The sequence below is a fragment of the Sediminicola arcticus genome (assembly GCF_040566695.1).
Lineage (GTDB): Bacteria > Bacteroidota > Bacteroidia > Flavobacteriales > Flavobacteriaceae > Sediminicola > Sediminicola arcticus.
In genome coordinates this window covers 189,806-211,400 of record NZ_JBEXAE010000002.1, presented here as the reverse complement: position 1 = coordinate 211,400, position 21,595 = coordinate 189,806, and the positions used below count along the sequence as shown (strand labels likewise).

General features: G+C 37.5%; 20 protein-coding genes and 1 pseudogene. 13 read left to right on the top strand and 8 right to left on the bottom strand.

The window, feature by feature from the left end:
* Positions 1 to 110 precede the first annotated feature (110 nt).
* Positions 111 to 536, bottom strand: coding sequence for a hypothetical protein (locus tag ABXZ36_RS04740; protein ID WP_354614337.1), 426 nt, complete (start codon positions 534 to 536; stop codon positions 111 to 113).
* A 242-nt stretch (positions 537 to 778) separates the two neighbouring features.
* Between ABXZ36_RS04740 and ABXZ36_RS04735 the strand changes: the two genes are divergently transcribed.
* The 4 genes from ABXZ36_RS04735 (at position 779) to ABXZ36_RS04720 (ending at position 4,328) form a co-directional block, all read left to right on the top strand.
* On the top strand, positions 779 to 922 hold the full coding sequence (locus ABXZ36_RS04735; protein ID WP_354614336.1) for a YqaE/Pmp3 family membrane protein: 144 nt from the start codon (positions 779 to 781) through the stop codon (positions 920 to 922).
* 349 nt (positions 923 to 1,271) lie between these two features.
* Complete coding sequence (locus tag ABXZ36_RS04730; RefSeq protein WP_354614335.1) at positions 1,272 to 3,113, top strand: tetratricopeptide repeat-containing sensor histidine kinase; 1,842 nt, start codon at positions 1,272 to 1,274, stop codon at positions 3,111 to 3,113.
* A gap of 10 nt (positions 3,114 to 3,123) precedes the next feature.
* The gene (locus ABXZ36_RS04725) at positions 3,124 to 3,789 is read left to right on the top strand and encodes a DNA-binding response regulator (RefSeq protein WP_354614334.1); all 666 of its coding nucleotides are present in this window, start codon (positions 3,124 to 3,126) and stop codon (positions 3,787 to 3,789) included.
* Between the two features lie 200 nt (positions 3,790 to 3,989).
* Positions 3,990 to 4,328: a DUF6804 family protein gene (locus ABXZ36_RS04720; protein WP_354614333.1), complete on the top strand. Its 339-nt coding sequence runs from the start codon at positions 3,990 to 3,992 to the stop codon at positions 4,326 to 4,328.
* Between the two features lie 84 nt (positions 4,329 to 4,412).
* Here the strand turns inward: ABXZ36_RS04720 and ABXZ36_RS04715 are convergent, their stop codons facing one another.
* From ABXZ36_RS04715 to ABXZ36_RS04705, 3 genes are all read right to left on the bottom strand, one after another.
* Positions 4,413 to 6,227: a sodium:solute symporter family protein gene (locus ABXZ36_RS04715; RefSeq protein ID WP_354614332.1), complete on the bottom strand. Its 1,815-nt coding sequence runs from the start codon at positions 6,225 to 6,227 to the stop codon at positions 4,413 to 4,415.
* A gap of 167 nt (positions 6,228 to 6,394) precedes the next feature.
* A complete protein-coding gene (locus ABXZ36_RS04710) occupies positions 6,395 to 8,782 on the bottom strand; it encodes a transglycosylase domain-containing protein (protein ID WP_354614331.1) in 2,388 nt (795 codons plus the stop codon).
* Between the two features lie 199 nt (positions 8,783 to 8,981).
* Complete coding sequence (locus ABXZ36_RS04705; RefSeq protein WP_354614329.1) at positions 8,982 to 9,593, bottom strand: CDP-alcohol phosphatidyltransferase family protein; 612 nt, start codon at positions 9,591 to 9,593, stop codon at positions 8,982 to 8,984.
* Between the two features lie 164 nt (positions 9,594 to 9,757).
* Between ABXZ36_RS04705 and ABXZ36_RS04700 the strand changes: the two genes are divergently transcribed.
* Complete coding sequence (locus ABXZ36_RS04700) at positions 9,758 to 10,603, top strand: universal stress protein (protein WP_354614328.1); 846 nt, start codon at positions 9,758 to 9,760, stop codon at positions 10,601 to 10,603.
* A gap of 29 nt (positions 10,604 to 10,632) precedes the next feature.
* Here ABXZ36_RS04700 and ABXZ36_RS04695 read toward each other — a convergent pair whose 3' ends face one another.
* Positions 10,633 to 10,836 (bottom strand): hypothetical protein, encoded by a 204-nt coding sequence (locus ABXZ36_RS04695; protein WP_354614326.1) that lies wholly within the window; start codon positions 10,834 to 10,836, stop codon positions 10,633 to 10,635.
* 271 nt (positions 10,837 to 11,107) lie between these two features.
* Between ABXZ36_RS04695 and ABXZ36_RS04690 the strand changes: the two genes are divergently transcribed.
* Complete coding sequence (locus ABXZ36_RS04690; protein ID WP_354614324.1) at positions 11,108 to 11,746, top strand: dienelactone hydrolase family protein; 639 nt, start codon at positions 11,108 to 11,110, stop codon at positions 11,744 to 11,746.
* A gap of 4 nt (positions 11,747 to 11,750) precedes the next feature.
* A complete protein-coding gene (locus tag ABXZ36_RS04685) occupies positions 11,751 to 12,380 on the top strand; it encodes a phosphoribosyltransferase (RefSeq protein ID WP_354614323.1) in 630 nt (209 codons plus the stop codon).
* A gap of 56 nt (positions 12,381 to 12,436) precedes the next feature.
* Here ABXZ36_RS04685 and ABXZ36_RS04680 read toward each other — a convergent pair whose 3' ends face one another.
* Positions 12,437 to 12,640, bottom strand: coding sequence for a dodecin family protein (locus tag ABXZ36_RS04680; protein WP_354614321.1), 204 nt, complete (start codon positions 12,638 to 12,640; stop codon positions 12,437 to 12,439).
* Positions 12,641 to 12,853: 213 nt separating this feature from the next.
* Between ABXZ36_RS04680 and ppsA the strand changes: the two genes are divergently transcribed.
* From ppsA to ABXZ36_RS04660, 4 genes are all read left to right on the top strand, one after another.
* Positions 12,854 to 15,259 carry a phosphoenolpyruvate synthase gene (gene ppsA / locus ABXZ36_RS04675; protein WP_354614320.1) on the top strand — a complete coding sequence of 802 codons (2,406 nt, stop codon included), beginning with the start codon at positions 12,854 to 12,856 and terminating at the stop codon, positions 15,257 to 15,259.
* Between the two features lie 63 nt (positions 15,260 to 15,322).
* Complete coding sequence (locus ABXZ36_RS04670) at positions 15,323 to 16,180, top strand: OmpA/MotB family protein (RefSeq protein WP_354614319.1); 858 nt, start codon at positions 15,323 to 15,325, stop codon at positions 16,178 to 16,180.
* A gap of 15 nt (positions 16,181 to 16,195) precedes the next feature.
* Positions 16,196 to 16,792, top strand: coding sequence for a hypothetical protein (locus ABXZ36_RS04665; protein WP_354614318.1), 597 nt, complete (start codon positions 16,196 to 16,198; stop codon positions 16,790 to 16,792).
* Positions 16,785 to 17,726, top strand: a complete 942-nt coding sequence (locus tag ABXZ36_RS04660) for a 1-phosphofructokinase family hexose kinase (RefSeq protein WP_354614317.1) — start codon at positions 16,785 to 16,787, stop codon at positions 17,724 to 17,726. Before ABXZ36_RS04665 ends, ABXZ36_RS04660 begins: the two co-directional genes overlap by 8 nt.
* 1,020 nt (positions 17,727 to 18,746) lie before the next feature.
* Here ABXZ36_RS04660 and ABXZ36_RS04655 read toward each other — a convergent pair.
* A complete protein-coding gene (locus ABXZ36_RS04655) occupies positions 18,747 to 19,127 on the bottom strand; it encodes a lipoprotein (protein WP_354614316.1) in 381 nt (126 codons plus the stop codon).
* 420 nt (positions 19,128 to 19,547) lie between these two features.
* Between ABXZ36_RS04655 and ABXZ36_RS04650 the strand changes: the two genes are divergently transcribed.
* Positions 19,548 to 19,931, top strand: coding sequence for a response regulator (locus tag ABXZ36_RS04650; RefSeq protein ID WP_354614315.1), 384 nt, complete (start codon positions 19,548 to 19,550; stop codon positions 19,929 to 19,931).
* Positions 19,932 to 20,081: 150 nt separating this feature from the next.
* A pseudogene (locus ABXZ36_RS04645) lies at positions 20,082 to 20,734 on the top strand (exodeoxyribonuclease III).
* A 202-nt stretch (positions 20,735 to 20,936) separates the two neighbouring features.
* On the opposite strand, the gene ABXZ36_RS04640 reads toward ABXZ36_RS04645, so the two are convergent.
* Positions 20,937 to 21,437, bottom strand: a complete 501-nt coding sequence (locus tag ABXZ36_RS04640) for a hypothetical protein (protein ID WP_354614313.1) — start codon at positions 21,435 to 21,437, stop codon at positions 20,937 to 20,939.
* Positions 21,438 to 21,595: the final 158 nt, after the last annotated feature.

Genomic DNA, 21,595 nt, shown 5'->3' with positions numbered 1-21,595 from the left:
GATTTAAAGGCAAAACCAATAGTAAAATAGTGGATATACCTGATTTGAATTAAAAAGTATGTTAGGAATAATTAGGAAAGTTCCTCAAGGGTAGAGGACTTGCTTAACTATTAAATTCTGAAGTTGTGAAAAGTAATTAACCTTCTAAATTTGGTAAGTGTAGGGTAAAATATGTAGTAAAGGGCATTCTTATGTCGTATTGAATAAAAATGTCCTAATTGAATTGAACAAAATATGGTAGTTACAAAGCTCCCTTTAGTACTATATATATAGACATTTTTATAATACTTGCTATCCTTCTCCTCTTCTAAATCAATAACTTCTGCGAAGAGTCTTTGTTTGTCATTACTTTTAAAAACATCATTTTCAAAATGAAATTGCTGTTCATTTTTACCTTCAAAAATCGCCTCTTTGGAGTTTTGTGATTCTTGAACAATAGATAAATCCTTACTATGTGAAAATACATAAATAACACTGCACCCAGTTAATAAGAAAATACAGAAAGGAAGAAAATATTTTTTCAATACATTTTTCATGTGTGGTGCAAAACTATATCAAATTATATGAATTTTTAAAATATGAACTGTTAAATTTTAAGTACACAAATGGAATGGTTTTTTGTCTTTTTTTCCATCATTTGATGGTATGGTATTAGTTATAATATCAAAAGAAGTACTATTATTTGTGTTTGCATCCATCTTTTTCTTTTTCGATACTGCAATTGCTAACGATATCTTGAAACATTACACTCATTTTTAAAAATCCTTGCTATGTCATTGTGCACAATTATATTAAACATCTTACTTCTTATTTTTCCTTATTTTTAAAACATGGCGTAGGTTCTGTCCTGCTTTTTAGTATTTTACTCACCTTAATAGGATGGTTAACAGGCGTTATCTATGCCTTTGTAGCGAAACTATAAGACGTTTGCAAACTCTAGTTTTTAAAAAAATAGACGCGCTAAACTTAAGAATATATATTTTATATTTCTGCTTAATTAGCTATCCGCCACCGCACAATACAGTCCTCTATATTTTTTAATAAAAAGTAATCCTATTACGGAAAACCGTAAGGTTTTCATGATAGCAACCTCTATTTTTACATCACCAAAACAGATTGTCTTGGTCGAATATATACATGCCGATGTGAATTTCATTTATCCTTTGGATAAAAATCTATTTGGTTAAAGAAATGCCCTCTGGGGGGAGGGTATTTCTCTTTTTTTATACTTTACCTCTTTTTATTTGAAGCCTTTTTTCTACATTTGAATGATGAAAAACCCCCTTTTTTTACCCCTATTTTTTCTTTCACTTATTATTGGTATAAAAGCTATCCCAATACAAGAATCGTTTTCTTCAAAATCGAATAACACAACTAGTACCGATTCCTTGCAAATTACCACCCTAAAAAATACCATTCAGACTTATGTCAAAAATGCGGAATACGATAGTGTAATTAATTACAGTAAAAAGTTACTTCAATTGTCCAAAAAACTATCGGATAGCAGCCTAATGGCGACTTCAAATTTCTATTTAGGATACTATCTTCAGGTGCAATTTAAGTCAGACGAAGCCTTTACATATTACAACGAAGCCTTTAAAATTGATATCCGTTTAGAAGATTACGAAGCTGCTGCGGACATGCTGAATGCTATGGCAAACATCCAAAAGGGATTGGGTGACTATATTGGCAGTCAGATTACGGCAGTTGAAGGTCTCAAATATTTGGAAGGAATTACTAATTACCGAACAGAATCTGCCCTCTACCATATTATTTCTGTCTGTTTCAAAGAGCTGGGTGATAATAAGGATGCCCTGCTATGGAACGACAAAGCCATACAAATGGCACACGAACATCCAGAAGATATTTCTAAGTCTACTTTGGTGATTTTTCAAACCACCCGTGCCAACATCCTGGTGAAATATGAAAAATACCAAGAAGCAATTACCTTATACGCTACCCTATTGGAAGCGGTAGATCAAAATAATGAAAAAGAAAAAGCCCGTATCCTAGACAATCTTGCATTTACCTATTGGCTTTCAGGGGAGCGAAATTCCAATAATGAAGATGACTTTTTGAAAGCCTTGGAATTAAGGCTAAAGATCAATGACTTAAGTGGCCTAACATCTAGTTACATTCATCTCACCCAATATTATTTGGAATTCGACAAAGTAAAATCACTCGAATATGCCGAAAAGGCCTATCATATTACGATGACCAAAAACAATCCAATATCCACTTTGGAAGCCTTGGATTATATTATTCGCCTAAAAAATGAATTGGGTAAAAATGCAACTTCCGAAGCCCTAGCCTATTCCCAAATACGCAATGGACTAGAAAAATCGAACCAGATGATCAGACGTATTTATGCCACTACTAAATATGATAATGATCAACTGAGTAAAGATGTTCTTTTGTTAAAAACAACCACTGCGGAGAAAGAGAAACAAAATATCCTGTACCTATCGAGTTTTATAGTGGTATTGATGGGTTTTTCCTTGCTATTCATCATCCTTAAAAGAAGGCACAGACTAGAAAAGATCCGAGAATCCTATAAGACGGAAACACGAATATCAAAAAAAGTGCACGATGAACTTGCCAATGATGTTTATCAATTGATGATACAATTAGAAGCCAGCAAAAACAACCATGACCTACTGGACTCCATGGAGAAAATTTACCTTCGTACAAGGGATATCTCCAAAGAAAACAATGGTGTTCATACAGATCATAGGTATTCTGAAGAACTTACCACCATGCTTGGTAGCTATACTCCTTCACATGCCAAAATCTATATACAGGATCTAGATGATATCCCTTGGCAGAAAATAGATAAAGAAAAAAAAATAGCCCTTTACCGAGTCCTCCAAGAACTCATGACAAATATGAAAAAGCACAGTGAGGCGTCATTGGTAGCCCTAACCTTTAAAAAAACAGGGAAATCTATTTTAATTTCTTATACCGATAATGGCAAGGGCGCAACCATAGACGATAAAAAATATGGAAATGGTCTTCACAATGTGGAAAACCGTATCGCAGCCATCCAAGGAAGCTTTACTTTTAACAGCCAGTTAGGAGAAGGTTTTAAAGCAGAAATAAAGTTCCCAAATTAAAGCATAGCATATGTACGATAAAGTATTGGTGGCAGAGGATATAGACAGCATTAGTATGGGAGTAGGTATGATCCTTAAAAAATTAAAAATAAAAGAGGTGCAACATACCTCCTATTGTGACGAGGCTTTTTTAAAAGCGAAAAAGGCCCTACAAGATGGTGATCCTTTTCAACTCTTGATCAGTGATCTCTCCTTTAAACCCGATTATAGGGAGGCAAAACTTTCGTCTGGACACGAACTTATTGTAGCGCTTAAAAACGAACAGCCTAATTTAAAGGTAATTGTATACTCCATAGAGGACCATCCACAAATCGTAAAGTCGCTTTGGAACAGCGGGCTCATCAATGGTTATGTATCCAAGGATCGCAAAGGACTTATTGAGCTAGAAGAAGCAATCGCACAGATCTTTAAAAACGAAGCTTATATGTCTCCAAAATTGGCTTTGCTCATCGACCAAAAAAATATAATGACCCTTGGTAATTTTGAAATTCAATTAATGACGAGTTTAGCCAATGGTCAAACTCATGACGAGATTCAACACCATTTTAAAGCTAATGGAATATCTCCGAGCAGTAAAAGCTCTATTGAAAAACGGATCAAAGAACTAAAGGAAGAATTCCAAGCGAATACTACGGCACATCTTGTATCTATTCTTAAAGATTTAAGGTTAATCTGATGAATAGCTGATTTTTATCCTGTTTCTTCATTTAAACTGTATAAAAGATAGATTTAAAATTTAGCAATAAATGCAACTTACTGATATTTAACATTTAAAAATTTAAATTTGATAGATTTTATTCTATGTTTGCAATTTTACGAATAACAAAGCCCCCAAACATTGAATTAAGATTACAGGAAAGATTATAAACCCAAATCATGCTACCTACTGCGTTAAAAAACAAAATATTAAATATTCTATCTATTATATGTGCCTGTCATCTATTCTTTGCAGGCTTGGATCTACCTGAAGTCTTTTATGTCTATCTCAGAGTTATAGTTTCTAGTGTTGCCTTGTTGACGATGATGAAAAATCTAAGGAAAAACACTATTTACGTCATCATCTTTGGCAGTATAGCAATAATTTTTAATCCAATAATTCCTATATATCTCTACAATAAAACAGTGTGGGTCTTATTGGACATTGTCACTGCCCTTATATTTCTGTTAGAGGCCTATGATCTCCCAACTATTAAATCTTCTGCCATGAATACATGAAAAAGAAGTAGATTACTTTGACCTAGGCTATGATCTTTACAATTTAAAAGCTTTAATCTCAGACAAGTTTAAATTTCTTTTTCTTTACAAGACATTGGATTTGATCTTTGTCCACATTTTGGTCATCAGAAATGCAGAAACCAAAGCCAATCCAGTTAATATCACCGCATAAGTATAATCTCTATAAATCCAATAACCTGTAGCGAACATGCAACTATAAATCATAACACAGCCTAATAACATGGCCACGATACCTGAGGGAACACTCCACCCTTCCTTGGAATGAACTATTTCTATTCCGTCAGCTTTGGCTTCCTTCACTACCTTAGTCCATCCAGGGCCCCCTGGCTGAATTCTTTTATAGAAAGACCTCAACACATCTTTACTTTCTGGTTGGGTCATAAAAGTAGCACCTAACCAGATGATGGAAGTGACCAATACCACAAAAGGATATTCATAGTAATTTTCAAAAACCCCAGATGTAGCATCAAATAAATAGCTTCCCATGGGGGTTAATTTTAATAGAATGGATAAGATTCCCGACGCGAACATAGCCGTAATCTCGCTCCACGCATTAATGCGCCACCAAAACCAGCGTAGTATAAAAATGAGTCCTGTTCCGGCCCCAAATACTAATAGCACTTCAAACAATTGGAGGGCATTTTGTAAGACCAAGGCCAAAAGCGCACTGAACACCATCAAGACCACTGTGGAAATACGACCTACAAGAACTAACTTCTTTTCAGAAGCCTTAGGGTTAATCATCTGTTTGTAAAAATCATAGACCACATAAGATGAGCCCCAATTTAATTGGGTAGAAATGGTACTCATGTAAGCTGCCACCAAAGAGGCCAGCACAAGCCCCAGCAGTCCACTAGGTAATTTTGTCAACATGGCCGAATAGGCCAAATCATGTCCCAGTTTGTCATCTGCAATATTTGGGAAAGCTTCCTGTATGCTTGCCAAATCTGGATAAACCACCAGGGAGGCCAAAGCCACCAAGATCCATGGCCATGGTCTTAGGGCGTAATGCATGATATTAAAGAAAAATGTTGCACCAATGGCATGATTCTCATCCTTGGCGGCCAGCATCCTCTGGGCAATATAACCTCCGCCACCAGGCTCTGCACCCGGGTACCATGAACTCCACCACTGTACCGCCAAGGGAATTATAAATAGTGTAATCAGAGCCTGTTTATCACTAAAATCGGGCAATATGGATAGTTTATCGGCCACCGCTTCATTTGCAATTAATGCTGATACCCCCCCAACCTCTGGTATGTTCACTAAATAATAAGCAGCCCCAATGGCGCCGCCCATGGCTACAAAAAACAGCACAAAATCGGTATAAACTACCCCTTTAAATCCTCCTGCAGCACTAAATATTACGGTAATAACACCTCCAAAGACCACGGTCTGCCAAGGCTCTAGTCCCAACATGATACCGCCAATCTTGATGGCAGCCAAGGTAACTGAAGACATCGTAATGACATTAAATATGACCCCAAGATAAATAGCCCTAAATTTTCTTAAAAATCGGGCAGGGGCTCCTCCGTATCGGAATTCATAAAATTCTATATCGGTTTTTACATTGGATTTTCGCCAAAGTTTGGCATATACAAACACGGTTAAAAGTCCAGTAAGTAAAAAGGCCCACCATATCCAATTGCCAGAAACACCGTTGGTACGCACAATATCGGTTACCAAATTAGGCGTATCTGTAGAAAAGGTGGTTGCTACCATAGAAACCCCCAACAACCACCAAGGCATAGTACGTCCAGAAAGGAAAAATTCATTGGAATCAGTTCCAGATTTTTTAGAAACATAAAGCCCTATGGAGAGTGTTATGGTAAAAAAAACAATGATGATCAAATAATCCCAGAAACTCAATGATACCATAAAAGTGTGGTTTTGGTTGATTTTATTTTGGAGTATAATTGACTAGTACCCCACGGTTTTTTAAAAAATATATTAAACGCTAATCATCACTAAATCCCTCTTCCTTATCAACAATCACCCAATAACCATAAACTATTGACCATCAACCAAGAACGATTCGACTACTCCTAGGAAGGCGACAATGGTTTTTTTAATTGAGAAGCACTACTGTCTTTGACAATAGAATCAAGCTTTTGCTGAAAAGGGACTAGCGAATCATTTTCCATTTCTAGTAAGGGTATTCCTCTAATGGAATCTCGCATCCTTAAAAAGTGTCGATAGGTTGTATCTGACAACGCCAAGGGATAAGCCTCTGTTGCCGATAGCTCACTGTAGGGCCAACAAGGAAAATAATCCATTTCGTACTGGAAATTGGTAAGGATGGGGCGCCTCCAATAACTAAGATCTTTAAAAACGGAGGCTACCATAGGTAAAGCTGTATTGGCTCCAGACCCCATGTTAGTGGAGCTGAACTGTACGCGCTTATCAAAAGTTCCTACCCAAGCGCCCACCACCAATTCGGGAGAACACCCAATAAACCAGCCATCTCCATTATTTTGAGTAGTGCCTGTTTTTCCTATTAAATTGAAAGGAATATTATAACCCGCTAAGCGAGAACCCGTACCCCCTTGAACTACGCCCTCCATCATTTTTTGTAGAGCCTTTACATTCTTATAACTGGCAATCCTACCTTCATAGGCAGGTTTAGCTTCGTAGATCACATTCCCCTGTTCGTCTTCAATACGCTCAATGGCAAAAGGCTTTACCTTATTCCCTCCATTGGAAATACTAGCGTATGCCCTTACCATTTCCATCAAACTAATATCGGCAGTTCCCAAAACAATGGAAGGTACATTTGGCAGCTCCTTTTCAATTCCCATTTTCTTGGCCTGTTCCAAGACCCTTTCTGTACCCGTACGCATTTGTATGGCTACCGAAACTGTATTAATGGAACCTGCTAAGGCTCCGTGCATACTAAAACTACCTCCATAGGTATGATCAGAATTCCGTGGTCTCCAATCCTCGTATTTGGAATAGGTCAACAACCTATTGTCATAAAAACTACAAGGTTCCTGCCCGGTTTGCAACGCTGCCAAATAGGTAATAGGCTTAAAAGTAGAACCCACCTGTCTTGGGGTTGTAATATTATCGGTTTGGCTAAAACCATAATCGATACCACCAACATAGCCCATAATCCTTCCTGATGTACTGCTCATGACTAATACTCCTGCATGTAATCTGTTTATACTTTTAGTAATAGAATCTTCCAAGGATTGCATTTTGTCCTCATAGCCCTTGCCTACCACCCAATATTTACGCTCCTTTTTCTGTTGAATAAATGTATTGATTTCGGTATCGGTCTTTCCGGCCTTCCTCATATTTTGGATAACCCCCATATCCTCCTCTATTTTCTTCAAGAGGGCCTCTTTTCCACCTTCGGTAGTTGATGCTGACCAATACCGGTCCATCAGATTTTGAAGTTGGTCTATTTGCCGTTGTATAGCCAACTCTGCATAGTGTTGAATATCTACATTTAAGCTGGTGTATAAACTTAAACCATCGGCCTCCAGATCATAGATGTGCCCATCTGGAGCGGGATTTTCCTCGGCCCATATTTTAAATTCTGAGGCCACGTATTCCTTATAATAATTAGAAAAGGAAGATGATTTTTTAGGCGTTTGATAATTCAATTTCAAAGGAGTTTTGGCAGTTGCCAGTTCCTCTGGGGTCAAATAATTGTATTTCTCCATTTGTGAGAGTACCACGTTTCGGCGTTCCTCCGCACGTTCTGGAAAGGTTCTGGGGTTGTAGTACGTCGGAGCTTTAAGCAACCCAACCAAGGTGGCACATTCCGTGAGTGTCAACTCTTCAGGGGACTTGTTAAAAAAACGATTGGCCGCCTTTTCTATTCCATAAGTATTTTCCCCAAAGGAAACCGTATTGAAATAAAGAAGAAGAATATCGTCCTTATCGTAAATATTTTCCAGACGCATTGCAATAAAAACCTCCCGTATCTTATTGATGGGAGTGGAGAGAAAAAACTGCTTTTCCCTTCCGAATAGGTTTTTAGCCACCTGTTGGGTTATGGTACTCCCTCCACCCGCATTTTGTCCCAGTATGATAGATTTTACAAAGACCCTTGCATAACTTTTATAATCGATGCCTCCATGTTCAAAAAAACGAGTATCCTCTGTTGCTACTAAGGCATTTTTTAGATTTGGAGATATTTGGGTGCTATCTACATTAGACCTATTCTGTAAAAAATAATATCCAACGGGTTCCTTATTGGAAGCATAGATAGTAGAAGTAACCGGATTTTTTAGCCCCTTTAAATACGCGGCCGTAGGCAGTTTGCCAAATACCCCAAAATAAATCATGGACATAAGAATGGCCACGCCCATAACGCCTAATAGAACCAAGTAGAAAAAAGTTTTTATAGGATGCTTCTTGATATAACGAAACAATTGTTGCAATTTGGAACCTAGATTCCCTTTAAAATTTTGTATCCACCCCATTTAAAAAAACCTATTAAGCAATTTGTTTTCACCCTTTTTTGGATTCGGATTTAAAAATAGCCTAATTTTTTTAGGGTTGGTTGTTTTTGGATAAAAAATCGATCTTAGTGCTTTTAAAAAAAACGTTTCACTAGTTATGGGTTATTAACCTTAATGCTATGTTTACTATTTACTAGGTGCATAAAAGTATTCAAAGTAGTTAAACCCCATTTTTTTTAACTGTTTTCTTTCTTATAGTTCTTCTGTCATCTTTGAGTGCCCAAAAAATGCCCTTAACGTCCTTCACCCAGTGAGGGTACATGTAAATAAGGGAGATTTCCTCTATAGTTTCCAAAATACCAATGATGATCATGGTATAGAATAACCAATACACGGGACCAAAAAACAGGAGCCACAATATAAATACGCCCTGCAGCAGTGCCGAAGTTTTAGCGAGATAGGTGTGAAAGGCAGTGGTCTTCCCGTATATAACAAAAGCAATAATCATTTGAAGGATATAGGGAATAAATGCCAAAAGAATAAGGCCATAATTGGCCTTCATGAAGGCTATTTCAAAAACGATGAGGCCAATAAGCCCCATGATCAGTGTAATCTGATCGCCAACAGAATCTAGCTGGGATCCCCTAGCACTCACAATTTTTAATTTACGAGCCAAAAACCCATCTATGGCATCGGTACTGTAACTGACCAATAAAAACCAAGTGAACAACGTTCGCTCCCCATACCAGACAAATGCCAAAAGCAAGGGCACGGCTAAAATCCGGTAAAAGGAAAACCAATCGGCTATATTGTATTTTTCAAATCTGAACATTAGGATCCATTTAATTCATTTAAAACGGTCAAAAGCTACTCCACCCCCTCTTCAAATAAAATGATAGAAATCATATATGAAGATTTTAAAATGGATTGACCATTATCATTTTATTACGCGACACTATACCATAGTTTCATGCACAAATCCTAAAATTGGAATCCATGAAAACCATTCTCTACGCCACTGATTATTCGCAAAACTCCGTTGCTGCACTACTTTATGCCCATACCATTTGTTTTAAGCTAAAGGCAAAGCTACTAATACTTCATGTTTTTGACGAGCCTATGTCCTTGGCCACCAAAGTTTCCTTGGCCTACCTTAAAAAAGAACAGGAACTGTACGAGATGCACCAAATGAAATTGGAAGCCTTTTGTTATGAGCATCTAAAAGATAGACCCATTGTCACTGATAGGCAGGTCATTACTTTGGAAAATAGATCCAGTACTGATGGGATTCTTGAAGCCATTGTAACCCATAGTCCGGATATGGTGGCAGTAGGCACAAAAGGCGTTAGTGCCCTAAAAGAATTTTTGCTGGGAAGTACAGCCATAGGCTTAATTAAAAAGGCTCCCTGTAGCGTATTAACCGTCCCCCAGTATACCTCCCCCGCTCCACTAAAAACCCTTGTTTATGCTACTGATTTTGAAGAAGCCGATATTTTTGCCATTCGGCAATTGGTAAAAATTGCTAAACCTTTTAAGGCAGCCATAAAAATTGTACATATAACCACTAAAGCAGAATATGAAGAAGATAGAAAGGTAGCATGGCTAAAAAAAATACTAGAGCAAAAAATTAATTATAAACCGATGGGTTTTGAAAGAATATTCTCCGAAGACATCTCAAAAGAACTCCATGCTTATATGGAACGCTCGGAAGTGTCCATATTGGGAATGTTGGAACGTAAAGACAGTAGCCTACTGCGAAAATTTTTTCATAAGGATTTAGTCATTGCCATGGAATCTTACTTAACCATTCCTCTATTGTGTTTTAAGGTTGGTGGACTATGATAGCTTAATCAAGCTATCATATTTAATTTTCACACTTCACTTTGTCCAGTATGCGAACCCTGAACAGGTGCCTTTTCCTCTCCGATCAAGGTATACTCCTGGTTAATCTTTTCCCCGTTCCACCAAAGAATCACATGCCCAAGTAGGGACAAGTAACAAGGAATAAGCCTTGTAAGATGCCTAGGTTCGGTTATAGTTAAGAAGCTTGTATAATCCCAAACGGTCCATGACATTAGCAAAATTAAGGCCAAATGCCTCTACTACTATTAAAACCTGATCCGAGGATAGATTTGGTTTTTTATACTCTCTAATTTCAAAGGCAGTAAAGACAGGGCTATATTTTAACAAACACGCGGCTCTCATAGGCCAATAGCTATTTCTTAATAGAAAGGTAGCCCACCTCCTACATCTTTGTACTGATGCATATCATATGATTATCAATTGATTAGTATTTAATTTGAAAATAGGAACCCAAGCAAATTTCATATTATAAAAGCATGGATTATGTCTGTAACAACGATAAACAAGACTTTAAAAATCACCTTAAAAGGGAACCTATTTCTCCCAAAACATTCAGTGGGATTGGTACTTTTCTCACATGGTAGCGGCAGTAGTAGATTAAGCCCTCGAAACAACTATGTTGCTGAAGTGTTGCAAAAAAATGGATTAGCCACTCTCTTGTTCGACCTACTTACCAAAGATGAAGATAGGATCTACGAAACTCAGTTCAATATTGATCTCTTAACGAAACGCCTTATTGAAGTCACCGAATGGTTACATACGTATGTTCCAACCAAAGAATTAATAAAAGGATATTTTGGAGCCAGTACCGGTGCAGCTTACGCTCTTAAGGCCGCTGCATTTTATGGTGATATCATTGGAACCGTAGTTTCCAGGGGAGGGAGACCAGATCTGGCTATGAAGGACTTGTCAAGAGTTACTGCGCCCACCCTATTATTGGTTGGAGGATGGGACCATATGGTGATAGCGCTCAATGAGAGCGCCTTTGAAAAATTAAAATGTAAACGAAAATTAGAGACCGTACCCGAAACTTCCCATCTATTTGAGGAGCCCGGTAAATTGGAAGATGTTGCCCTTAGGTCGGCAAAATGGTTTATTACATGGTTAAGCGCTAAAAAGTAACCCCATGTTCATAGATAGAATAGATGCCGGACTCCAATTGGCTGAAAGGTTAAAAGAATACAAGGATAAAGAGGTTGTGGTATTGGCCATTCCAAGGGGAGGGCTTCCATTGGGTGCCATCATCGCAAAATCATTAAATGCCCCATTAGATGTTGCCCTCTCCAAAAAAATAGGCGATCCCTACAATAAGGAATATGCCATAGGTGCTGTAACCTTAGAAAATATAATTCTGAGTGACGCTGCCAAAGTTGATAAAGAATACCTTGAAAAAGAAACGGTCCACATCCGGGAAAAATTGAGAATACGCCACGACCAATACTATAAAAACAAAAAACCAGAATCTTTGAAAGGTAAGGTTGTTATTATTGTAGATGACGGTATTGCCACGGGCAATACAATTTTAGTTACCGCAGAGCTCATACATTCAAAACATCCAAAAAAAACAATCGTGGCCATTCCCGTTGCTCCCAGATCTTCCATCACCATGCTCGAAGCTTCACTCTACATTGATATGGTGATTTGTTTGGACACCCCTTTTAACTTCCATGCGGTAGGACAATTTTATAAGAATTTCCATCAAATTTCCGACGAGGAAGCCATTGCGATATTGGGAGAATCCACACAACCACCATAAAAAAAGCGCATCAAAAGAGTGCTTTTGATGCGCTTAAACCAAATATCGCAAGCTGACTAATTCTTAATACCGAAAGTTACTTTGGTGTTTACACGATATTCGGCAATTTTGTTCTCCTTTACGGAAACCTGCATGTCTTGTATATATACAGATTTAATATCTTTTACCGACTTAGAAGCCTCATTGATTACATTCTGAACGGCATCTTCGAAACTCACTTTAGAGTTCCCCAAGATTTCTATCACTTTTAATACGGACATAATATGTTGATTTTATACTAATGGTTATTGTTCAGTACAACTTATAAATTGAATATGAAGATACTCCTCTTCAAAGTGTTAAACTATGACATAGGTCAGTCTCCCCATAATAATTAATAGGTAAGTCATTAACCTATAACCTCCTACTGACCAATATCATATGATGTAATTGAGGCTTCGGCTAGCTTTGATTGTATCATTAAATATTTGAAAATGTATATCAGGGAATTTAATACGCTTCGGATAAAGGATATTGCATTGGTTGGCGGCAAAAATGCCTCTTTAGGAGAAATGTACAACCAATTAACATCCAAAGGTGTGCTTGTGCCAAATGGTTTTGCCACAACCTCAACAGCCTTTTGGCAATTTTTGGATGAGAACAACATAAAACAATCCTTACAGGACTTAATGTCAGATTTGGATAGATTCCAATTTTCAAACTTGAACGCCATCGGAAAAAAAGCAAGGGAGCATATTTTGGGAGGAACATTTTCTCCTGAATTTTCTAAGGCCATTACCACATTCTATAAACAATTAAGTGGCGACACCTACAGGGAAGTTGCCGTTCGCAGCAGTGCAACGGCAGAAGACCTCCCCGATGCGAGTTTTGCAGGACAGCACGAAACCTATTTAAATGTAAAAGGGGAAAAAGAGGTCGTGGAAGCCATTAAAAAATGTTTTGCTTCCCTATATACAAATCGGGCCATAAAATATCGGGAGGACAAAGGCTTTGCCCATGATGATATAGCACTTTCCGTGGGGGTTCAGCTTATGGTACGTGCAGATATTGGTTGTTCGGGAGTTGGATTCACCATTGAACCGGAATCTGGTTTTGAAAACGTTATATTGCTCAGCGGAGTTTGGGGATTGGGGGAAAACATTGTCCAAGGCGTTATAAATCCAGATGAATTTTATGTCTTCAAACCAACCCTGCGGCAAGGAAAGTTTCCAATCATCCAAAAGAAATTGGGCGATAAAAAATTGACATTGATGTATGCCTCCGCCAAAGAACAAGCAAAAACAATAAACAAGGTTACTCCATTGGAAAAAAGACAACAATTTGTTTTGACTAATGACGAAATCATTGCCTTGGCCAATTGGTCTTTATTGATTGAAGAGCATTATAAACAACCCATGGATATTGAATGGGCAAAAGATGGACTGACACAGGAACTTTTCATTATACAAGCACGCCCCGAAACAGTACACCAAACGAAGAACAAAAACATTCATATAGCTTACCAGTTGCTAGAAACAAGCAAACTATTGACCCAAGGGAATGCTGTGGGCTCCAAAATAAAAGTAGGGACGGCAACCTTACTTGAATCCCCAGATGATGCGGGCTTTTTAGATAAAAATACCATTATTGTAACAGATACGATTACCCCCGATTGGGATCCCCTATTGAAACAGGTAGGTGGCATTATTACCAATAAGGGTGGAAGAACCAGCCATGCCGCCATCGTTGCTCGCGAACTTGGGGTACCGGCCATTGTTGGATGTGGAAATGCTACTACCTCAATTACCAATAACCAAAGTATCACCTTGACTTGTGCCCAAGGTAAGACCGGATACCTTTATGAAGGGGAACTCCAATTTAAAAAAAAGGAAATAGATTTTTCACGAATAAGACTTCCCAAAACCGAGGCCAAATTAATATTGGCGGATCCTGACCTCGCCTTTCCCCTCTCCTTTTATCCAAACCACGGAGTTGGCTTGTTGCGTATGGAGTTTATCATTACCCATATGGTAAAAATCCACCCTATGGCCTTAGTGAAATTCAATGAAATGAAAGATGGTTCTACCAAAAAGAACATCGAGACAATCACAAAGGGATACCCTAATAAATCTGAATATTTCATAGATACTTTAGCCCAAGGCATTGCTACTATTGCAGCCGCCTTTTACCCAAAAGAAGTCATCGTTAGGCTAAGCGATTTTAAGACCAACGAATATGCCAATCTTATGGGTGGGAAACAATTTGAGCCCCAAGAAGAGAACCCCATGTTAGGTTTTAGGGGAGCTTCTAGGTATTATAGCCCTATGTACCGGGAAGGGTTTGCCCTAGAATGTGCCGCGATAAAGAAAGTACGAAAAATCATGGGGTTGACCAACCTCAAAGTAATGGTTCCTTTTTGCAGAACCTTGGAAGAAGGTAAGAGGGTAGTTGCCCTAATGGACCAGAACGGCTTAAAAAGAGGGCATGATGGATTAGAAATTTACACCATGGTGGAAATCCCCAGCAATGTGATCCTTGCCGAGGAATTCGCAGCCATTTTTGATGGATTTTCCATAGGCTCCAATGACCTTACCCAATTGACGTTGGGTATAGATAGGGACTCCGATCTTTTGGGACATCTTTTTGATGAAAATAATCCTGCTGTAAAAAAGATGATAACTATGGCTATTGCTTCTGCACAGAAAACAAATACAAAAATTGGACTATGTGGACAGGCACCAAGTGATTTCCCAGAGTTTGCAGCTTTCTTGGTACGAGAAGGAATTAACAGTATTTCTTTTAATCCAGATGCGCTGTTACAAGGCATAGAGAATATGAACAAGGCAGAAAAAGGTCAAGTGGTTCATGATTTGATAGACAAGAGCCTTTCAAGAAATTAGAGAAAAAAAAAGATGAATCACCCTTGATTTAAGTATACATCAACCCTAAAAAACAATCCAAAAATGAAAAATCTACTTTTTATCACTATCGTGCTTACCATATTCACTTCCTGCGTGAGCCAAAAGAAGTATACGGCAATGCAAAATAGAGCCGAGTTTTGCGAAGGCAATTTAAAAGCCAGTAAAAACGAGCGCTTATTGTTAGAGACCAATTTGGCCAATGAAATTAACCGGACCAAGAACTTGGAACAAGAAATAGCCTATTTCAAAAGCACCAATACCAATTTACTAGAACGACTTTCCGACCTATCCGTTGTGAGCAAATCAGGAGCCGAAAACATAAAAAAATCCTTGGAAGCCCTGAATCAACAAAACAAGTATATTAAAGATCTGACTTCCTCTTTACAGAGAAAGGATTCCATTAACCTTGTCCTAGTCATGAACCTCAAAAGATCCTTGGATAATTTTGACGATGAAGATATTAGTATAGAGGTAAAAAAAGGGGTGGTCTATATTTCCATATCCGATAAGATGCTGTTCCAATCTGGCAGTTATAAAATAAGCATTAAGGCGGAAGAGGTAATTGGAAAGATTGCCAAGATCATCAACGACCATAAAGATCTGGATATATTGGTAGAGGGCCATACAGATAATGTACCTATTGCAACAGACTGCATGGCGGACAATTGGGATCTGAGCGTAAAAAGAGCCACGTCCATTGTGCGGTTAATGCAAACAAAGTTTGATATACAGCCACAAAGGATGACGGCAGGTGGGCGTTCTGAATACCTCCCAAAGGACACCAATGAAACAGTAAAAGGAAGGGCTCTTAACCGAAGGACAGAAATCATTATTTTGCCCAAACTGGATCAATTTTTTGAATTGTTGAACCCCCCCATGACCAACACCGGGGCTGAATAATTTAAAATTTTAAACATGCAAAAAGGAAAAATGGCATCTTTTATTTGGATAGTCTCGGTCATACTTTTGCTATGGGGCCTACTAACATTTCTTTCCCAACAAAAACGTGGGGAAAAAACCTTCTCCTTTGGTCCTATTTCCAGTAATCAAAAAGCCCTGATTATTTATAATCCAGATTTGTTCTATGACTTAGACGAACAGGTATGTACCTCCTTTGCAAAAGGACTTATAGAAAAGGGTTGGGCTGCTAAAGTGGTTACCATTGCGGCCGCAGAGCGCTTAAATGAGGAACCTGTTGATTTGTATGTGTTCTGCGCCAATACCTATAACTGGGCTCCAGACTGGCCGACCAGCAGATTTATAAAGCGCCAGAACAACTTAGAGAATAAAAATGTAATTGCCATTACCTTGGGAAGTGGCTCCACCAATAGGGCTCAACGCCTTTTGGAACATAAACTCACACAAAAAAAAGTACACTTGTTGGATTCCCAGATATTTTGGCTCATGAGACCCAACGAAGAACCCTCTACCGATAAAACAAATGTTGGGGTAGCAGTGGAAAATGCATATGCTTTGGAAAAGAAGACTGCAAAACGATTGTCCCATGAATAATATCTTCACCCTTACCGTAAATCCGGTAATAGATAAGACTACCACTGTGGACAGTTTAATAGCTAACTGTAAATTAAAATGTTCGACTCCAAAGTATTATCCAGGAGGTGGTGGGATCAATGTTTCTAGAGCCATACGTAACCTTGAGGGAAAGTCTACAGCTATTTATCTTGCAGGAGGACTATCGGGAACACATTTTCAACAATTAATGGAAGCAAGGGGAATTGAACAAAAAGTAATCCCACAAGAAGGCAGAACAAGGGAAAATTTATCGGTAACGGATAGAGAGAGCAGTTTACAATACCGCTTTGGGGTTCCGGGACCTTTTATAAACGAGCATGAATGGACAGCAAGTTTAGAGCTTATCAAAACCCAGATAAAGCGAGGAGATTATTTAGTTGCCAGTGGCAAATTACCACCAGGTGTACCTTCAAATTACTTTGCCTTAGTGGCCACTATAGTCAATGAGAAAAAAGCCTTTCTCATTTTAGATACCAAAGAAGAAGGGCTAAAAGAGGCAGTAAAGAATCCAATTTTTCTCTTTAAGCCCAATTTGGGCGAACTATGCTCCCTTTTAAATTTGTCTTTTATATCCTATAAGGATCTAGAACGTTTGGCCATGATTTTTATGACCACTCACCCTTGTAATATTATGGTAGTATCCATGGGCTCAAAAGGAGCTCTGTTGGCCACTAAAGAGAACTGTACATTTATTCCCGCTCCAATGGTGCGCGAGAAAAATAGGATAGGGGCTGGAGATAGTATGGTAGCTGGGATGACCTTAAGCCTTTTAAAAGGCAAGTCATATGTTGAAATGGCCCAATATGGCGTGGCCTGCGGCACTGCGGCAACTTTAAACTCCGATGGGCATCTTTGTCAAAAAGAAGATGTTTCCAAATTGTACTCTTGGATAAAAAGACAGACCTTAAATTAAATTATAAAAAGTATTCCAAACTGATTTAAATCATTCTAGAACACTCCATAATCAATTAATTTAGCACAGTAATCAAAAAAGTTCTTGAAAATTACTAGTAAAGGTTTTGGGGGAACCCTTTTCTAGTATAACGAAGGTTAAAGATATGCTACACAGCTAATTTAAGGTGTTGGCTCAATAAAAAAGAGCGTATACTTTAAATAGCATCAATGGCATATCTTAATCCTTCTGAAAGACCGGGATATATTTATCCTGGTTTCTTTTAAAACTATTAAATTTCTAGAAACTGATCTAGGTCATTTTCATTGGCAATACTAGTCCCTACTTTAGTAACTTAATTAGAAAAATAGTTCTTTGAAAATATAAAAGCATAGGATTTTTGATGTAGCAATATATCAGAGTCTTTAGGGAGTATTAAAATTATCTCTATACCTTGTGAATCAAAATGTAATCTAGGAATAGGTTATAAAAGATGTTACTATAAGTGGTCATTGGTACATTTAATATCTTCTGAAAACCAGGACATTGAAATGTCCTGGTTTTTTTTACATATTAGTCATTGGTCCTTATTTCTGCAAAGAGATAAAGATCATAATGAAGAAATAGATGCTATTTAGTTTCAAAGTATACCTCTGGTCCATTTTAGCAATAAAATGGTTTAAAGGATAGATTGAACATATAGAAAACATTGATTTTCTTCGTGGGAAAAAGGAGGCTCTGCCTCCTTTTTCTATTTATTCCCATTTCCATTAAAACAGCAAGACCAATTTTTAGAATCCTTTAAAACATGATTGCGTCTTAGTCTATCTTTCACAAGAATTATTCTATTTCAGGATGATGTCTTTCCCAATTTTAAAGTAATATTCCAGGGCAAAAAAGCTTTCAAAAAAAGCAACTATACCATGGAAAAATAGGAAGAGTCCCATTAGAATGCAGGTGCACAAAGAAATTAAAACCAATAATACTATTGCAAATTTTTTTATCCTTCAAAATTTGAGGAGCTGTTATTAACCATTTATATCAATTCCCCCTAGTACTCCTTTTACCAATATTGCTTCTACCCCTATAAGGATTTTCATTATGGTATCCTTGTATGTTCTCTTCTCGAAAATCACTAATCCTTCTATATCTAGAACGACTCAGGTTAATAGTTCTATAGCGTGGCGGTAATACGGCTGTCCTGATCCAAGCCCCAGTGTCCCAATATACATATACTCGATCGTAAAAATCATAATATATACTATACTCTGGAAAGTAGACATAACGTACCAATTCCACCCTATTAGGATAAAACCAGAGAGGAGGCGGATTATTAGGTCTTGAGGATAACACAATAGGACCACAGCCTACTAAAAGGAAAACGATTATAACAATTAATACGCCTAGTTTTAAATTTTTCATCACGCTTTATTTTAAAAGCAAAGTACTGGTTGAAAAGGAATTTAGAAATGACTTTCATTATTTAAAACCCATATGTCCATAACTGTATTTGCTAATTTTGAGGGTGCCTTTTAACTCAACATTCAAAAAATAGTAACAGTATATAGTGTAAAATTTAAAAGAACTTTACAACAAAAACTTTCTATCCTAAAGCTAGTTTGCTTAACTACAACCCATTGCCCATCCACCTGTCTTTAGCAACTAAAAAGACAGATCTATGTCATCTATACGCTATCAGGCATACATCACTAGAGAACAAATCATACGGTTTCGTTTTAGTTTTAGTTTTAGTTTTAGTTTTAGTTTTTGGAAGAAATTTATTACTTTTAAGTACTTCCCCGATAAAAGCTATCAAATTAGAACTTATAATATCCCCTTGTTATGGTTAGTATTTTGATTATTGACAATTGCCGAGCCATAAGGGAAAACACGGCCGAATTACTGGAACTAGAGGGTTTTCATGTCATTACTTCTGCCAATGGAAAGGATGGCTTTGAAAAAGTAATCCGATACGTACCAGACCTTATCGTGTGCGACATCCTGATGCCAGTAATGGACGGTTTTGAAGTGTTGAAAAAACTGGGTGAACATCCGAAATATAAAACTATTCCCATAATTTTTTTCAGTGCCAAAAGCGAAAAGAAAGAAATATCCAGAGCCCTAGAATCTGGAGCCTATGACTACATTGTAAAACCTTCCGAACTGGATGACCTGATCTATTCCATAAAACGATTTATCACCGAGAAGAATCTTTCTACTTCCTAAATAATTTAAACGATTATCTACTGCCTTTTCCGTATTGGTATATCCTTCAATTCTTACTATCAATTCTAAATATCGCCATACCCATTAATAGTCTTATTTTATGATAATTTAGGACTATATGCTATCTTTAATGGTCTTAAAACTTTGTGTATGAAACTCATCTCTTGGAATGTTAATGGTATAAGGGCCATAGCCAAAAAAGGCTTTTTTGAATCGGTCAGCAGCTTAAATCCCGATATTCTTTGCCTACAAGAGACAAAGGCCCAAGGACAGGAAGTAGAACAAACATTGGAAAAATTATCCAAATATCATCTTTACTCTAATTCTGCAGACCAAAAAGGATATTCGGGAACGGCCATATTGAGTAAACAAGAACCCATAGCGGTAACCATAGATATGGGAATTGCGGAACACGACAAGGAAGGAAGGAAGGAAGGAAGGGTTATTTGTGCGGAATTTCCCAAATTTTATGTGGGGATTTTAATGTGGCCCACAGACCCATCGATCTAAAAAATGATAAGGCCAACTACAACAAAACAGCGGGATATACCCAAATTGAAATTGATGGTATGGATAACATGGCCAAAATAGGATTTGTTGACACCTTTAGAAAGTTACATCCTTCTGAAATTGCCTATTCTTATTGGAGCTATCGCTTTAAATCAGGAGAGCGCAATGTAGGTTGGCGCATAGATTATGCATTGGTAAGCGAATCCCTAACGGAAAAGGTCAACAACTCTAACATGCTGCCAGATTACGATGGCTCTGATCATTGTCCCATTCAACTTTCCTTAGAAGTATAAGTTTTAGAGATCAATTTATAGTTACTAAAAGTTCTTAGTATTCGTATATCTTTGGTAAAGACTTTTTTTCAATACTCTTTTGAGTCATTTTAAGAAGTTGGTCCTCCTCTTAAAAACATCTCAGAAGCATAGCACCCTATCAACATTCATACCGATAAGACACAGCTGCACGAAACCTATCCTTGGGCCTATTAACTACTTTTTATGCTGATTTATCCAATAGTTTTAGTGCATGTTCCAATCTATTCAATTGAAGCTCATACCCCCTTAATATGATGAGGCACGAGCCTTCTTTCAAGATCTTTAGAAAATTCAAGGTCTCCTTTGGTCCAATCCCTAAACCTCTTAAAATACCATAAGTCCCTCCTGAGAGGGAACCTAATTTTTTTCCGTTGACATCATATAAAAACATAGGCATAAGGTGACCTAGAATATAAATATCGCCGATATCTGGGTGAGAGAAAAAGCCAATATCCGTTTCCTCCTTAAAACGCTTACGCCAATACGTTCTTAGGACTCTTCTTTTTTCTACTAATATTTTTTTATTGTTAAACTCATCATGATTTAATTTTCCAAGAATAGAAAGTTCCATATTGGCCCCTAGATTACTACTGATAATGTCAAGAGCCCTGTCCACCTTTACCAAATCACTGAAAGCTTTAATACAAAAACCTTTTTGCGCTTTTTTTTTGAAAGATTTCATGATTCATAGGTTGATAAATTAATTTGACTTTTCTCTTATGAAAATCAAATTTACTTAAAATCAGAAATCAATAAAGTGACTTGAATCATTCTGAGTTAAATATTTATTTACTGATATATATCATTCCTTATATCTGGTCAACCATTTAATTTTAAGGA

What these genes read in the sequence shown, in the direction of transcription:
- ABXZ36_RS04740 (WP_354614337.1), bottom strand. Translation starts at nt 536, where the DNA reads ATGAAAAATGTATTGAAAAAATATTTTCTTCCTTTCTGTATTTTCTTA.
- ABXZ36_RS04730 (WP_354614335.1), top strand. Translation starts at nt 1,272, where the DNA reads ATGAAAAACCCCCTTTTTTTACCCCTATTTTTTCTTTCACTTATTATT.
- ABXZ36_RS04725 (WP_354614334.1), top strand. Translation starts at nt 3,124, where the DNA reads ATGTACGATAAAGTATTGGTGGCAGAGGATATAGACAGCATTAGTATG.
- ABXZ36_RS04720 (WP_354614333.1), top strand. Translation starts at nt 3,990, where the DNA reads ATGCTACCTACTGCGTTAAAAAACAAAATATTAAATATTCTATCTATT.
- ABXZ36_RS04715 (WP_354614332.1), bottom strand. Translation starts at nt 6,227, where the DNA reads ATGGTATCATTGAGTTTCTGGGATTATTTGATCATCATTGTTTTTTTT.
- ABXZ36_RS04710 (WP_354614331.1), bottom strand. Translation starts at nt 8,782, where the DNA reads ATGGGGTGGATACAAAATTTTAAAGGGAATCTAGGTTCCAAATTGCAA.
- ABXZ36_RS04705 (WP_354614329.1), bottom strand. Translation starts at nt 9,593, where the DNA reads ATGTTCAGATTTGAAAAATACAATATAGCCGATTGGTTTTCCTTTTAC.
- ABXZ36_RS04700 (WP_354614328.1), top strand. Translation starts at nt 9,758, where the DNA reads ATGAAAACCATTCTCTACGCCACTGATTATTCGCAAAACTCCGTTGCT.
- ABXZ36_RS04695 (WP_354614326.1), bottom strand. Translation starts at nt 10,836, where the DNA reads ATGTCATGGACCGTTTGGGATTATACAAGCTTCTTAACTATAACCGAA.
- ABXZ36_RS04690 (WP_354614324.1), top strand. Translation starts at nt 11,108, where the DNA reads ATGTCTGTAACAACGATAAACAAGACTTTAAAAATCACCTTAAAAGGG.
- ABXZ36_RS04685 (WP_354614323.1), top strand. Translation starts at nt 11,751, where the DNA reads ATGTTCATAGATAGAATAGATGCCGGACTCCAATTGGCTGAAAGGTTA.
- ABXZ36_RS04680 (WP_354614321.1), bottom strand. Translation starts at nt 12,640, where the DNA reads ATGTCCGTATTAAAAGTGATAGAAATCTTGGGGAACTCTAAAGTGAGT.
- ppsA (WP_354614320.1), top strand. Translation starts at nt 12,854, where the DNA reads ATGTATATCAGGGAATTTAATACGCTTCGGATAAAGGATATTGCATTG.
- ABXZ36_RS04670 (WP_354614319.1), top strand. Translation starts at nt 15,323, where the DNA reads ATGAAAAATCTACTTTTTATCACTATCGTGCTTACCATATTCACTTCC.
- ABXZ36_RS04665 (WP_354614318.1), top strand. Translation starts at nt 16,196, where the DNA reads ATGCAAAAAGGAAAAATGGCATCTTTTATTTGGATAGTCTCGGTCATA.
- ABXZ36_RS04660 (WP_354614317.1), top strand. Translation starts at nt 16,785, where the DNA reads ATGAATAATATCTTCACCCTTACCGTAAATCCGGTAATAGATAAGACT.
- ABXZ36_RS04655 (WP_354614316.1), bottom strand. Translation starts at nt 19,127, where the DNA reads ATGAAAAATTTAAAACTAGGCGTATTAATTGTTATAATCGTTTTCCTT.
- ABXZ36_RS04650 (WP_354614315.1), top strand. Translation starts at nt 19,548, where the DNA reads ATGGTTAGTATTTTGATTATTGACAATTGCCGAGCCATAAGGGAAAAC.
- ABXZ36_RS04640 (WP_354614313.1), bottom strand. Translation starts at nt 21,437, where the DNA reads ATGAAATCTTTCAAAAAAAAAGCGCAAAAAGGTTTTTGTATTAAAGCT.